8 protein-coding genes, 1 tRNA gene and 1 other annotated feature are annotated in these 14729 nt (G+C 45.3%); of the genes, 7 read left to right on the top strand and 2 right to left on the bottom strand.

What is annotated here, in order from left to right:
• The first annotated feature begins 115 nt into the window (after positions 1-115).
• The 3 genes from MHH52_RS23510 to MHH52_RS23500 all read left to right on the top strand — a co-directional run bounded on the left by MHH52_RS23510 (position 116) and on the right by MHH52_RS23500 (position 3356).
• Positions 116-189 (top strand) — tRNA-Arg (locus MHH52_RS23510).
• Positions 190-460: 271 nt separating this feature from the next.
• Positions 461-1821, top strand: a protein-coding gene (locus MHH52_RS23505) for an IS1182 family transposase (RefSeq protein WP_340003511.1) whose coding sequence is annotated in 2 segments (ribosomal slippage) — positions 461-1031 and positions 1031-1821 — 1362 coding nt in all. Because the reading frame shifts where the segments join, the coding sequence is not laid out codon by codon here.
• A gap of 326 nt (positions 1822-2147) precedes the next feature.
• Positions 2148-3356, top strand: coding sequence for an IS4 family transposase (locus tag MHH52_RS23500; RefSeq protein ID WP_340004463.1), 1209 nt, complete (start codon positions 2148-2150; stop codon positions 3354-3356).
• 426 nt (positions 3357-3782) lie between these two features.
• Here MHH52_RS23500 and MHH52_RS23495 read toward each other — a convergent pair whose 3' ends face one another.
• Positions 3783-4691 (bottom strand): serine hydrolase, encoded by a 909-nt coding sequence (locus tag MHH52_RS23495; RefSeq protein WP_340004699.1) that lies wholly within the window; start codon positions 4689-4691, stop codon positions 3783-3785.
• A 405-nt stretch (positions 4692-5096) separates the two neighbouring features.
• Between MHH52_RS23495 and MHH52_RS23490 the strand changes: the two genes are divergently transcribed.
• The 4 genes from MHH52_RS23490 (at position 5097) to MHH52_RS23475 (ending at position 12537) form a co-directional block, all read left to right on the top strand.
• Entirely contained in the window at positions 5097-6110 is a 1014-nt protein-coding gene (locus MHH52_RS23490; RefSeq protein ID WP_340004697.1) for a LacI family DNA-binding transcriptional regulator, read from the top strand.
• Between the two features lie 25 nt (positions 6111-6135).
• Positions 6136-6885: an alpha/beta hydrolase family protein gene (locus tag MHH52_RS23485; protein ID WP_340004695.1), complete on the top strand. Its 750-nt coding sequence runs from the start codon at positions 6136-6138 to the stop codon at positions 6883-6885.
• Positions 6886-6979: 94 nt separating this feature from the next.
• Positions 6980-9145 (top strand): glycoside hydrolase family 3 N-terminal domain-containing protein, encoded by a 2166-nt coding sequence (locus MHH52_RS23480; RefSeq protein ID WP_340004694.1) that lies wholly within the window; start codon positions 6980-6982, stop codon positions 9143-9145.
• A 47-nt stretch (positions 9146-9192) separates the two neighbouring features.
• On the top strand, positions 9193-12537 hold the full coding sequence (locus MHH52_RS23475) for a cellobiose phosphorylase (protein ID WP_340004693.1): 3345 nt from the start codon (positions 9193-9195) through the stop codon (positions 12535-12537).
• Between the two features lie 60 nt (positions 12538-12597).
• Here MHH52_RS23475 and argS read toward each other — a convergent pair whose 3' ends face one another.
• A complete protein-coding gene (argS, locus tag MHH52_RS23470) occupies positions 12598-14463 on the bottom strand; it encodes an arginine--tRNA ligase (protein ID WP_340004692.1) in 1866 nt (621 codons plus the stop codon).
• Positions 14464-14503: 40 nt separating this feature from the next.
• Positions 14504-14720: a binding site (T-box leader), on the bottom strand.
• Positions 14721-14729 lie beyond the last annotated feature (9 nt).

The following is a 14729-nucleotide window of genomic DNA, read 5'->3' as shown; positions in this document are numbered from 1 at the left end:
TATTATTAAAACAGGATTATAATTACTTTTTTTCCAAAATGTTTGATCTTGAAAAATCTGCTGAATACGGTATAATAAAGATCGTTGCGTCAATAGATATCATTATTTCTTATATGTCCCGGTAGCTCAGCTGGATAGAGCATGCGCCTTCTAAGCGCACGGTCAGGGGTTCGAATCCCTTCCGGGACGTCAAGTAACAGCCTTCCCTCGGGAAGGCTGTTTTTGCGTTCGGGGGATGAGAAGCCCGAGGTTCGTCGGAGCATGAGCATCGAAAGGGTAAGCTTCGCAGTCAGCCCGTTAGGGCTGCATCCTGCCCGGGACAAGTAACAGCCTTCCCTTGGGAAGGCTCAGGCTGTCGAGAAAGTCTCGACAGCCTTCTTTATGTCTTAATAATTTCACACGACACCGCGTTAATGTTGTATAATATAGGTAACTATTTATAGAACGGATGGTGATTTGTATGTTGCGTTCCAACCGAGAAAAACAACAAGCGTACGAGTTTGTCTCTATCGAAGATTTAGTTCCTCAAGATCATTTGCTACGAAAAGTAGATAAGTATATTGATTTTTCCTTTATCGATGAAAAAGTTAGGCCGTTGTACTGCGCAGATAACGGACGTCCTGCTGTTGATCCAGTTATCTTATTTAAGATGATTTTTCTTGGATACTTTTACGGCATTCGTTCCGAACGTCAATTGGAGCGAGAGATCCAAACCAATTTGGCGTACCGCTGGTTTTTAGGACTGGGATTAACCGACAAGGTTCCAGACCATACGACTATTAGTTGGAACCGGCGAACCCGATTTAAAGATACGAACATTTTTCAGGACATTTTCGATGAGATTGTTCTTCAGGCTATTTCGCACCGGATGGTCGGTGGACGGGTTCTCGTGACCGACTCAACCCATGTAAAAGCAAATGCGAATAAACACCAGTACACCAAACAACAAGTACTGCAGAACACCAAAGATTACGTGAATGAACTCAACGCTGCTGTGGCCGAAGACCGGAAAGAGCATGGAAAAAAGCCCTGAAACCAAGAGAGGAAGTGAACGAGGAGAAAGAGATTAAAGTGAGCAAGACCGACCCAGATAGTGGATATATGATCCGGGATGGCAAACCGGAGGGCTTCTTTTATCTAGATCACCGTACCGTAGATACCAAATACAATCTCATTACCGATGTACATGTAACGCCCGGCAATGTTCATGATTCCGTGCCATATTTGTCGCGTTTAGACCGTCAGCAAGAACGTTTTGGATTTAAGATTGAAGCCGTTGCGCTCGATTCAGGTTACTTAACCACACCGATTTGTCGAGGATTACAAAGCCGAAAGATTTTTGCGGTGATTGCACACCGGAGATTTCATCCCAAGCAAGGATTGTTTCCGAAATGGAAGTTCACCTTTGATGCCGAGCGAAATTTGTATGTTTGTCCAGCCAGTCATGAACTGAATTACCGGACCACAGACCGAAAGGGTTACCGGCAGTATGCTTCTGATCCGGACCATTGTAAGAGTTGCCCATTGCTGGACCAATGCACTCAGTCCCGAAATCACCGAAAGGTGGTGACCCGGCACGTCTGGGAGGACAGCAAGGAATGGGTGCGGAATAACCGACTCAGTAAGTCGGGCAAGCAACTGTACCGCAAACGAAAAGAGACGATTGAGCGAAGCTTCGCGGATGCTAAAGAGCTCCATGGGTTTCGCTATTGCCGGTTGCGCGGACTTCCGAATGTCAGAGAACAGGCACTGATGACGGCAGCCGTGCAGAACATGAAGAAGATGGCGATCCACCTGGATCGCCTGGAACAGAGGGGGTAACCCCCTCCCTTTTCCGATTCTACTTATGCCAGAACCTAAAAAGAAACCCGCGGTCGTAAAATGACCTGGGTTTCTCGACACTCTGAGCCTTCCCTTGGGAAGGCTGTTTTTGCGTATGGAGCATCCTCACAAGGTAAACTGAAGCTCTGATAAATAAATAGGGAAAATATCCACTAGCCTTGCATTAAACCTAACATGAAAAATCATTTTTGCATAAATTACTTTATTTTCAATATATTGATGTAATTTTACTGGTTAAACCCAAAAAAACCCCTAAAGTAGAAGGATAGGCATTTTACCCATTCCACCTACAAAAGGAGCAACCAATGGGTACTATACCAAATCAATCTGTCATTTGTAAATGCCTTGATTTACTTCCGCTTTCCGACGAAGCGTTTCCGCTGTTTAATCATCGACGTAGATTGACGTTGGTCAAGGCCGTGAAACTACTTGTCGAAGCCCAACTCAACCAACGAGCAGACCTCGACGAAATTAGCCAGGCCTTACGAGCGAACCGAGAACTTCAGCAAGCAGTAGGTCTAAAATCGATTAGTCCTTCTCAAGTGGTGCGTACACTGGACAATCTACCGCTCGAGGTGTTGCAGCGCGTGTGGCTCCTGCTTACGCAGCAAGTCGCACAGATGTATCCTGAACAAGGCGTTACCGGTCTGGGTAAACTTCATCTCATTGATTCTACGAGTCTGTCTCTCCCTGAACTCGCTGGGAAGTGGGCCTATTGTTCCAAGCATAGTAACGGGGTCAAGGTTCATTTGAAGCTTGTGATTGCAGATAGCGATACGGTGTACCCGACCCAAGTCATTTGCTCGACGCTCGGGGTCGCCGACTCTGAAGTGGCCTTGGATTTAGTCGTCGACAAAGATGCCATTCATGTCTTGGATCGTGGGTATAGGGTGTACCGTTTGTATGAAACTTGGCTGGAGCAAGGTCTGCGGTTTGTCGCACGCATCCAGCAGAACAGCAGAACCCTCGTTCTTCATGAGCGTGAGGTCGCCCCCCATACCCCCGTGTTGCGGGATGCCGATGTGCTTGTGAGTTACAAAAATGCGGAAAAACAACTCGTCGAGGTTCAGCTGCGTTTAGTGGAATATACTGACGAAAAAGGGCGTCAATATCGGGTTATAACCAATGTGTGGGACAAAACGGCCGAGCAGATTAGTGAAATCTATCACCACCGGTGGCTAATTGAGATCTTCTTCAAGTGGATGAAGCAGCATGTTAGCTTGATCCACCTGTATAGTTCACGAGAAAAAGCGGTGTGGAATCAGATCTTTTTAGCACTGATTGGATATGCATTGGTTCTTCTGCTTCGCAATGAGACGGACGCAGCGCAGTCCCCGTGGTCTTTTTTGAAGCTTTTACGGTGCTACATGTGCCAGGCATGGAACCGATTTCTACAAGAACTCCAGCGAAAACCAGAGAAGTTCTCAAAGGGAAGGCAGAAAAAAGGAAAGACAGGTCGTCCCCAAACGAAGCCGAAGAAATATAAGACGGTAAAGAAGTACGCCAACCAGTAAAACAGGCAAACAAATACATTAATTGGTAAAATGATCCTAGGTTTATATGGTGTTCAACCTTTTTTCTTGATGAGGAAGAGAGTGATTGTAAATATTTTTTATAATAAAAATATAAATCCATATTTGCCAAACAACCCCTTCATGTGTCAGGTTCTGTGCAATGCTAGTGGAAAATATCCCTATAATTCAGACCTTTCTGCTCAATAGACTAATAATTCGGGAATTTCTCCCTGTAATTATACTAATTCGTTGGCGAATATAGATATTACCCCATTTTTTAGGGAGGATTTCCCTCTTTTCATTCATTTTAAGCTATTATCGGTTAAATACAGGGAGTTTTTCCCTAATTACTCTGAAAAAAGAAGCTGTCACATAAGTAGCATTCACTACTTTTGAAACAGCCTCTTTTTGCGTACGTGCCCACCTTTATAAAAGCGGCCAGATTTCCTCCCAGACGGTGTCTAGAATAGCTTGCATATTATCTTCCAAACTGTTAATGGCAATCACCACTTGAGCATCCGGGGCAACAAGGCAGAATTGACCGTGAGCGCCGTCGGCACGATAAGCATCGTGAGAGCACAGCCAGAATTGACAGCCGTAACCTTGCCCCCAATCGCCGCTCCCATCGTTTTCGATCTGCTTTTGCGTGATAAAATCGATCCAAGCTGCAGGAATAAGCTGCTGCCCCTGCCACATTCCTTTTTGCAAAAGAAGCTGTCCAAATCGACTTAGTTCTTCCGTGTTGATCTGAAGTCCGGCACAACCGAGGGTGATCCCTTGTGGGGTCGTTGCCCAATCGACATTTTCTATGCCTAGTGGGGCAAAGAGACGGGGAATGAGGTAATCTTTTACGGTTTGTCCGATACGGGCCTGAACCATTGCAGAGATCATAATGGTATCCCCACTGCTGTAGGTAAACTGTTCCCCAGGAGGTCTGTCTAAAGACAGAGACAAATAATGTTGTATCCAGTCTATATCCTTTAAGGCTAATCTCTCTTCAGCCCAAAATGGAGGGGAATCATGCCCTGTACTCATACGCAGTAAATCAAACAAGGTCAATTCCCCAGGTTGCATGGAGGGAAGGGCCTCTTTATGAGTAAATGCGTAATCCGGAAACACATCTTTTAGTGTTGTATCTAGTGTTAGCTTTCCTTCTTCGATGGCCAGGCCCACCGCCATGCATGTAAAAGATTTGCTAACAGAATGCTGCAAGCGCCGGATATCCTCTGCGAGATCCACTTTCCCTACAAGAGTTCCGTTTTGAAGCACACGGACATTGAACACGTTCAATCCACGTTCGCGGATCTGAGCTTCGAAGCGAGCCATGTTTATCATGGAATTTAACCCTCTTTCTTTAAATAGTCCAAGCTGGGATACGGAAATTCGTTGATCGAATTGATTGAAAATATTGTGGAAACGTTTCCTATCATGAGAAATAAAATAGTTAAATTGATGGTATTCTATTCTTTTTTTAAAGTCAATAAAGGCAGGAAAACTACTACTCAAGATCAATCTCCTTAAAATTTAAAGTGAATTCAAGACGCGAATCATTTTTAGTCAAGAAACATAGGTTGACTTCTAAAAAATATCTGTCCATAATGAACGTATTAAGCGATTTAAATACGAAAACATTCAAAATGATGTCATGGGAAACGTTTCCCATCATTTCATGCGTTTCCACTGAACTGATTTTTATCAGCTCAAAGGGGAACTCATTATAGGGGTGAAACAGGGGGAATTATGAATATAAAGGATATTGCAAGGCTATCAGGAGTTGGTATCGCCACAGTCTCCAGGGTAATTAATAACTCAGGTGTCGTAAGTGATGCAACTAGAGCTAAAGTAATGGCTGTTGTTAGAGAGCATAATTATATTCCGAATGGAAATGCGAGCAATCTGAAGAAAACGCGTTCTAATACGATAGCGCTTATGGTTAAGGGAATTGCAAACCCATTTTTTGCAGACATGATCAAAGAAGTAGAGCGTCAAGTGAATTTACGTGGCTGCCCACTTTTGATCCAGCATGTAGAAGATGGAGTGGATGAGATCAATGCTGCTCTGCAGCTAGTGAAAGAAAAGAATTTATACGGCGTAATCTTTATGGGTGGAACATATGACCATTCCGAAGAGAAGTTCAAACAATTGCCGATCCCATTCGTTCTGACTACCATCACGACTACAAAGGATGTTGATCCTGCCGTATTCTCCAGTGTGATCATTGATGATATGCAAGAGTCTTATAAAGCTGTGAGCTATCTGATCTCACTCGGACACCGAAATATTTGCTTTTTGGCCAGATTTCCTTTGGTTCAGCATACGACCGGAAACCGACGTCTTATGGGCTATATCAAGGCGCTTGAGGAACACGGGATCGAGTATGATGCGTCCATGGTAGAGGATTGTGAATATAGTCCAAGTTCCGGCTTTACGGCTACGAAAAGACTGCTCAATAAGAAAAAAGACATCACCGCTGTATTCGCCGCATCAGATACAATTGCTATCGGAGCTGCCAAAGCTTTATTGTCTTTGGGTCTATCGATTCCAAATGATATTTCGATCATCGGATTTGACGGTATAGAGATGGCAGAATATTATCACCCATCGCTGGATACGATTAGCCAACCTGGGGTGGATATGGCGAAAGCCAGTGTTGAAATTCTGTTTGACCTGATTTCGGGACAATCGGAGAACAAACATGTGGTATTCGAGTCTGTTTTGGTTAAGCGGGGATCTTGTAAGAAGATTAATAAATAAAAAAGGTTCCGTAAGGAGATGACATATGGCACTTCTAACCGTTGAGACTGGTTCTCCTACCTTAAGAATGACAACGTCCATCAGTATCATCTCCCCCGTCGATTCGGGCAACACCACCGGAGGAACGCTCTATCTATTACATGGTGCTGGAGATAATGCTAGCACATGGTACAGGCTGACAACCATTGAGCAGTATGCTAACAAGTATGGCTGCACAGTCATAATGCCTCAGGTAGGCAGAAGCTATTATACAGATATGGAGTACGGACTGGGTTACTTCCACTATGTTACTCAAGAGCTTCCTGAGCTTTGTGGCCGAATGATGAGATTGGATGATGATCCGCAGAAGACGTATGTTGCCGGTCTATCGATGGGCGGATATGGGGCTCTAAAATGCGCGCTTACTTATCCCGAGCGTTACAGCAAAGTGGTTTCCTTATCGGGAGTCACAGATATTCAGAAAAGATTGAACGACCCGCAGATGTCCTCGGATATGGCGAGGGAGATGATGGGCACTTTCGGAAAACGCTTACAAGTCAAGCCTGATCAAGATCTGTATGCTTTAGCTACTAAATCGGTCGACGATAAACGTAAGTTGCCTTCGATTCTGACCTGCTGTGGTTCGGAAGATCCATTCGTGGAGATGAATCGGGAATTTGCTTCTTACATGCAGGCAAGTCCTTATAAATATCAGTATGTTGAGACCCCTGGAACTCATGAATGGAGATTCTGGGAAGAGCATCTGAAGACAACTTTTGATTTCTTGTACAACTAAAAGAACTGAACAATTTAAACAGATAGCATTTAGCCCTATGTATGTTGGTATGCATTCATGAGCAATTGCAGAATGGGATTATGGAGGATTTGAGATGAAAGACCAGCAACTGATGTCGCTGTTGAACCAGATGACGCTTGAAGAGAAGATTGCTCAATTGCAGCAGCTTGCCGCTAATTTCTATGAAGGAGCGGAAGAGGGAGGGCAAATCACTGGCCCTATGGCATCCATGGGGATTACGGATCACATGGTCGAGAGCAGTGGTTCTGTACTTGGACTTTCGGGCGCAGCGCAAGTCATTGCGGTTCAGGAAGCTCATTTACGTAAAAATAGATTGGGTATACCACTATTGATGATGGCGGATATCGTGCATGGCTTTAAGACGATTTTTCCGGTGCCACTGGCAATTGGTTGTTCGTGGGATATGGAGCGAGCGGAGCTGAGTGCCGAGATTGCGGCTAAAGAAGCGGCAGTCTCCGGTGTGCACGTCACTTTCGCACCAATGGCGGATCTTGTACGGGATCCGCGCTGGGGAAGAGTGATGGAATCTACCGGTGAAGATCCTTATTTGAATGGTAGGTTTGCCCGTGCGTTTGTACGCGGATTTCAGGGTAGTGATTTGACGGGTGACGTTAACCGTCTGGCAGCTTGCGTTAAGCACTTTGCCGCCTATGGTCTATCCGAAGGCGGACGGGATTATAATACGGTGGATTTATCAGAACGTCAGCTACGGGAATATTATCTGCCAGCCTACCGTGCAGCGCTGGATGAGGGCGCAGAAATGGTTATGACTTCGTTCAATACGATTGACGGGATTCCGATAAGCGGAAACGTTAAGCTACTTCGTCAGCTACTGCGTGAGGAATGGGGCTTTGACGGTGTCTTGATCTCGGATTGGGGCGCGGTGAAGGAACTGATCCCGCATGGTGTCGCTGAAGATGAGGCTGAGGCAGCACTAAAAGCCATCAAAGCTAGCGTGGATATCGAGATGATGACGGAATGTTATGTGCACCAATTGCCAACTCTTGTAGCTGATGGACAGGTGGACGAAAGCATCATTGACGAAGCCGTACTTCGTATTTTGAAATTGAAGCAAAGATTGGGCTTGTTTGAGAATCCGTTACGTGGGGCAGATGTGGAGAAAGAGCGTGAGGTAATCTTCTGTGAAGATCACCGGACAGCAGCGCGAGAACTAGCGATTAAATCTTGCGTACTACTCAAGAATGATCTGGTTCTGCCGCTTGCTGCAGATCAGCGGGTTGCGCTAATAGGACCGTTTGCTAAAAGCGGAGATATTCTTGGACCGTGGTCCTGGTTGGGTTCAACAGAAGAGGCCAGCCGACTTGCCACAGTAATGAAAACTCGTGCTGGTGCGGGTAAGATTACCGTTGCAGAAGGCTCCGGAATAGATAGCTTTACAGAAGAGCAGTGGCTGGAGGCGAAAGCGGCAGCACTGGAAGCTGATGTGATTGTGCTGGCGCTCGGTGAACATTCGGAGATGAGTGGAGAAGCGGGAAGTCGTTCAGATATCCGCTTGCCGGAAGCGCAGCGTGAGCTTTTGCAACGTATGAAGACGCTGGATAAGCCTATTGTGGTGGTGTTGTTTAACGGACGACCACTGGATCTAAGTGGTGTGATCGAGAACGCGGATGCCATTCTGGAAGCTTGGTTCCCAGGAAGCGAGGGCGGTGTGGCGATTACTAGTCTTCTTTATGGGGACGAGAATCCTTCAGGAAGATTGACTATGTCTTTCCCTGTATCTGTTGGACAAATTCCAGTCTATTACAATCATTTCAATACTGGACGTCCTCTTGCACCGGGTGCGGACAAACGTTATGTCTCACAATATCTGGACATTCCTAATGAGCCGTTTCTGCCATTTGGTTTCGGTCTAAGTTATACGACATTTAGCTACAGTGAACCGATCCTTTCCGGAGAAATAATGACGAAGGATCAGCCCATTAAGGTAACTGTTACGGTGACCAATACTGGCAATGTGCAAGGAGAAGAGGTAGTGCAGCTCTACATCCGAGACATTTCAGGAGAAGTCGTCAGACCGATGAAGGAGCTGAAAGACTTCGCTAAGATCAGTCTCTCCCCGGGAGAAAGCCGGGAAGTGAGCTTTACACTTACGGAAGAACAGCTTTGTTACTATCATAGCGATTTAAGCTTTAGCAGTGATTCGGGACAATTCAAATTGTTCGTAGGTCCTAATAGCCAAGAGGTTAAAGAACGAGATTTTCGCTTAACATTAGCTTAAGTAGAATATATACGACACTGGCTGTCGTAATAGAGGAGTGCACGAATATGACTACTAATATGAATTCTAACATCCATTTAAACGCCGGGGACTTATCATTCATTTTTACAAACAGTGGGGACTTGTTCCAAGTTCTTCATGAACGGACGATGATCAATCAATTGCTGCCAAGTATTGTGGATGGCTCCTTATCCAATCTATATTTACGTATTCATAGTAATGGAAGCATTCAAGCTGTTCCTTTGCTTGGCATTCATTCTTCAAGCACTGTACGTAAGGCTGGGAACCGCTTGGTTTGGGAAGGTACTGCGGAAAATATCGAGTATCAGGTTATTTTTACTCCGACGGCTCAAGACGCTTGGTTCTGGGACGTGAAGCTTTCAGGGCAAGATGCAGATGTGGATCTCGTGTACGGACAAGATGTGGGTATTGCCGATATCGGCGCAGTTCGCAGTAATGAAGCCTACCTGTCACAGTATATTGATCATGCGGTATTCGAGGATCAAGCCAAGGGGTACGTTGTTTGCTCCAGACAGAATCAGCCACAAGGTGGTAAATTCCCATATCTGCAACAGGGCTCAATCACTAAGGTAGCAAGCTTCTCGACAGATGGTTTTCAATTCTTTGGATTGTCCTATAAAGAGACCAATCAACCGGAAAGTCTGAGTCGTGAGCAATTAAGTAATGAAATCTATCAATATGAATTTGCTTATACTGCGCTGCAATCAGAGCGGGTGAAGCTGAGCGGTGAAGCCCAATTTGTATTTTATGGATTGTTCAAGCAAGATCATCCAGAAGCGATTACCTCGTTAGAATTTACGAAGGATATTGCTGCGGCTTGGGATACGGTAAAAGATTTGCCTTTAGAAGCTGAAACGGCATTTGAGCGTTCTTTCCTCTCGAAGGAACTGGGAGCGCCGCTGGTAGCAGATTCTCTGTCAGAAAAAGAGATCGAAGTCTTGTATCCAGTTCGCTATCAAGAGGAGAAAGAGGGAGACCTACTACTGTCTTTCTTCACGGAAAATTATGAGCATGTTGTACTGAAAGAGAAGGAATTACGAGTAGAGCGGCCGCACGGTCATATTCTAATGAGTGGGGATAACGCTCGACTTAATGATAAAGTCATCACGACAACTTCTTATATGTACGGAATCTTTAACTCCCAAGTAGTCATTGGGAACACCAATTTCAACAAGCTAATGTCCAATCCTAGAAATGCCCTTAACATTCCAAAAGCTTCGGGACAAAGAATCTATGTGCAGTGGAATGGCGAATATCGCCTCTTGACCATGCCTTCGCTGTTCGAAGTTGGTTTCAACTATGCGCGTTGGTATTACAGAACAGATGGCGAATGCTTCATTATTACGAACTACACTACTGCAGATTCTCCGGAGATATTCTTGAATGTGCGTACGGAAAGCGGAAAAGCTTATCGCTATTTGGTCACTAATCAAATCACTATGAACGTTAATGAATACGAGCTTCCGTATCAATTCAAGCAAGAAGAGGGAACCGTAACCTTCTCGGCTGACAGAAGCGCACTAAGTGCAGGAGAATATTCTGATCTGCAGTATAAATTCCAAGTACAGGGTGCGGATTTTACGCTTCAAAATGAAGGTAGACTTGTCTCTCATGCTGAGCCTTCTAATGCACCGCTAGCTGTTCTGGAACTGTCGGAGAGCAGTGAGTGGACATTGAACATTCAAGGTCTTCTGGATGGTAAGGAGATTCAATCGAGCAGCCGTACAGCTGAAGAGGAAATTTCTGCATACCGCGAGTTCTATAGCGGGGTTATGAATGGCTTCCGCTTGACGCTTGGCGATGGGTCAGAAGGTGAGTTATTTAAGGTAAATGCTTTAGCTTGGTGGTATACACATAATATGCTCGTCCATTATTCTGTCCCTCACGGATTGGAACAATATGGCGGCGCTGCTTGGGGAACCCGTGATGTGTGTCAGGGACCAGTGGAATATTTTATGGCTACGCAAAAATACGAACAGGTTCGCGAAATATTGCGGACGTTATATGCTCATCAATATGAAGACGACGGTAACTGGCCACAGTGGTTCATGTTTGATAAATATACGAAGATTCAGCAAGAGGAGAGCCACGGAGATATTATTGTATGGCCACTCAAAGTGCTTGGAGACTATTTAGCGGTAACTCAAGACTACAGTATATTGCAAGAAAAGGTGCCGTATACTCGTAAGCATAGCTTTGACTTTACAGAGGAAAAAGCAACGCTGCTGGATCATGCACGGAAGGAAATTGCTTATATTAAGAATCACTTCCTGCATGATACGCATTTGTCTTCTTACGGTGATGGAGACTGGGATGATACGCTCCAGCCTGCGAATCCTCAGCTGAAGCAGTATATGGTTAGTAGCTGGACAGTGGCGCTTACCTATCAGACTCTTAATCAGTTCTCGGAAGTAATTCGTTCAGTTGATCCAGCAGGTTCGGAGGAGCTGAAAGCGATGGTGGAGGGAATCCGTGAGGACTTCAACACACATATGCTCCAATCTGAGGTAATTCCTGGCTTCTTGTATATGGAGGACCCAGAGCAGGTGAAGCTTTTGGTGCATCCAAGCGATATGGAAACAGGGATTCAGTACCGTCTGCTGCCAATGACTCGCAGTATGATCAGTGAACTGCTGACACCAGAACAAGCCGAAGCGCACTATGAAGTAATCCAAGATAAACTCTTCTGTCCAGATGGCGTACGTCTGATGAACCGTCCAGCCCAATATGTTGGCGGCGTTAGCAGTCACTTCAAACGTGCGGAGCAAGCTTCTAACTTTGGTCGGGAAATTGGACTTCAATATGTACATGCACACATTCGTTATGTAGAAGCTATGGCTAAGCTAGGTAAAACGGATCAGGTCTGGAATGGCTTAGCGGCGATTAATCCGATCGGAATCCGCGACGTGGTGCCAAATGCTGAACTACGTCAGGCTAACTCCTACTTCAGTAGCTCGGATGGTAAATTTAACACCCGTTATGAAGCGCAGGAGAATTTCGATAAACTGCGTAATAGTGACGTAGCTGTTAAAGGTGGCTGGAGAATCTACTCAAGCGGTCCTGGGATCTATATGAACCAGTTAATCTCGAATGCACTGGGGATCCGTACGGAAGGTGGAGACTTAATCGTTGACCCAATTCTGCCGGAGTCGCTGAACGGAATGCGCTTTAGCTTTGAATATGCAGGCACTAAGGTAGACTTTATTTATCACCTTACGGGCTCTGATAACAGTCGGATTACTGTTAACGGTACGGAAGTGCAAGCCGAAGGTACGCTTAATCGCTACCGTAGTGGTGGTATCCGGATCAAGCGTGAGGACTTTGATCGTCTTTGCGTGGAAGCTGGAAATGTGATAGACATTTATAAGTAACATAAACAATAGAAGGGCAATCTCGCGATAACGCGGAGATTGCCCTTTTTTCTATACCTTCTACATACGGCTCGGTGTCGGTAACCCAAGTACTTCTAGCACATCACCTAAGGTGTCTTTAAATCTCGAAGTGAGCCAGAGGCGAAATGCGATGGTAGCCGCTTCACCTTTTAAAATAGGACATATAGAATAGAAGTTATTGAAGAGTGTGGCTAAGGTATGCGCGTAAGTGCAGAGTATATTCGGCGTCAATTCTAAGCTGGCAGAATACAATGTCTCCTGCCAGAGACTAAGCTGCCTCAGCAAAGCAAGCTCTGCTTTTTCCATTTCGAGTGGGAATTGAAGCTGTGAGGCATCAGTAATTAATGGGATCGTTGATTTGCCCAAAACACTGTTGGCACGCGCATAGGTGTACATCAGATAAACCCCAGTATTGCCGGATATTTCGGTAGCCTGCTTGAAATCAAACACGATTTCCGTTCCCAGATTAAACCGCAGCAGATAATAGCGAATGGCAGCAGCTGCAATAATGTGGCTGGAAAGTCCATCTTTATCGGAACGCGAATGTTCTATGTTCTGTTCCATAAGCTTCACTAAATCGATCACCTTAATGCCAATTCCTTGGCGTCCGGACATAGCATAAGAGGATTTCCCTTCTGAAATATCTATTCCTAGCTCGGCGGCCGAGGCTGGACTAAGAGCAACAACGCCATAACTTACATGATGGAGTTTCTCTGCTTGATCGTTATAACCTAGTGCGCCTAAAGCCTGCTTAACCATCTGTTGCGGATATTCCTGTCTATAATCGATCACGTTAATGACACGGTCCGCATGTCCATAGGGCTCCTGGGTTCCAGTTAATCCAGTTGTCCATAAACCGGACGAGAATTCACTGTAGGTGAAATCTTTAGCTAGTAGACCGAATTTCCAGAGATGATAGGCGATGTCCTTGGCCGTGTACGTCAAAATCCCATTCGAACGAACTAGCACCTTATCCATATGATGATCCTCTGAATCCGCCCCAATGATAACCTCTGTCCCTTGCTTCAGCACCCAGCAGCCCGCCAGCTTACCTTCAGTCTCCTGTACAAAAACTGCTGTTTGCTTCAATAGCTCAGATGCGGATGCCCAGAATCCCTCTTTTAAAATATTGCTCTCCCATACCAGCAGGTCATAGTGAATACCGAAACGCTTCATTTCCTCTACATGTTCTCTCACAATACGTTCAGCGACAAGGTTGCCCAGCCACGCCTCATTGCCTCCGCCTTGTTCAAGGGCATGCAGGATATCCGTGCGTTTGTGTGTCATCTCTAGATTCCGTGCATATTCTTTGTTCACTTTGGCATAAAGATCCCAGCAATAATCACCGAAACGTTGATGATCACCCTCCAAAGGTACATTTAATAAACCAACGACTGTATCCGCCAGCTGGTTGCCCAGATCATCAATGTAGTTATGGACCTCTACGTTGTATCCGGTTCTTTTCATTATTCTGACCAGCGCATCACCAATACAAGCATTTCTTAGGTGACCGACATGAGCAGCTTTGTTGGGGTTAATAGAGGTGTGCTCGATGATAACCTTTTCCCCCGTGTTATCTGGCAGATCAAAGGAATGTTTAGCCCATACCTGCCAATCCATGTACAAATTAATAAATCCGGGAGCGGCTACCTCGACTTTTTGTAAAAGACCTGCGTAACTCTCTTGTAATTTAATTTCCGCTTTTACTAATTCGGCTATGGCGAGAGGGGATTTGCGCAGGGTTTTGGCTAGCTGCATAGCAATATTGCAGGAATAATCACCATGCTCTAGATTAGCTGGCTGTTCGATCAGAATAGCAACATCGTTTGGATAGGCAACTTCTAAGGTGTGGAATACTTTTTTTACACTTTGTTCAATGCTGGTTTTGATGATTTGACTTAACATTTCATACCCTCCTTTAAAAATACAAAAAAGCCCTCATCTCAAAAGAGACGAGGGCTTAAGCGCTCGCGGTACCACTCTCGTTGCTAAACAGACGTTTAGCCACCTTACAGGATAACGGTCTTCAGCCGGGACTTCCTACTTGGGTTCAGAAATCCATCTCACGGGTGCGCTTCATTAGGTGATCTGTACCGGCTTACACTTACCCGGCTCGCTGAGGACTAGAACACGTTAACTACTCTCCCGTTCATCGATGCTTGAATAATTTT

The organism is Paenibacillus sp. FSL K6-0276 (assembly GCF_037977235.1).
In the GTDB taxonomy this organism is placed as follows: domain Bacteria; phylum Bacillota; class Bacilli; order Paenibacillales; family Paenibacillaceae; genus Paenibacillus_AQ.
Note: the sequence above shows the minus strand (reverse complement) of the source record. Positions and strands in the feature narration are given on the sequence as shown.

Excerpts from the sequence above, each read along its gene's own strand:
- MHH52_RS23500 (WP_340004463.1), top strand. The coding sequence starts at position 2,148 with ATGGGTACTATACCAAATCAATCTGTCATTTGTAAATGCCTTGATTTA.
- MHH52_RS23495 (WP_340004699.1), bottom strand. The coding sequence starts at position 4,691 with ATGATAAACATGGCTCGCTTCGAAGCTCAGATCCGCGAACGTGGATTG.
- MHH52_RS23490 (WP_340004697.1), top strand. The coding sequence starts at position 5,097 with ATGAATATAAAGGATATTGCAAGGCTATCAGGAGTTGGTATCGCCACA.
- MHH52_RS23485 (WP_340004695.1), top strand. The coding sequence starts at position 6,136 with ATGGCACTTCTAACCGTTGAGACTGGTTCTCCTACCTTAAGAATGACA.
- MHH52_RS23480 (WP_340004694.1), top strand. The coding sequence starts at position 6,980 with ATGAAAGACCAGCAACTGATGTCGCTGTTGAACCAGATGACGCTTGAA.
- MHH52_RS23475 (WP_340004693.1), top strand. The coding sequence starts at position 9,193 with ATGACTACTAATATGAATTCTAACATCCATTTAAACGCCGGGGACTTA.
- argS (WP_340004692.1), bottom strand. The coding sequence starts at position 14,463 with ATGTTAAGTCAAATCATCAAAACCAGCATTGAACAAAGTGTAAAAAAA.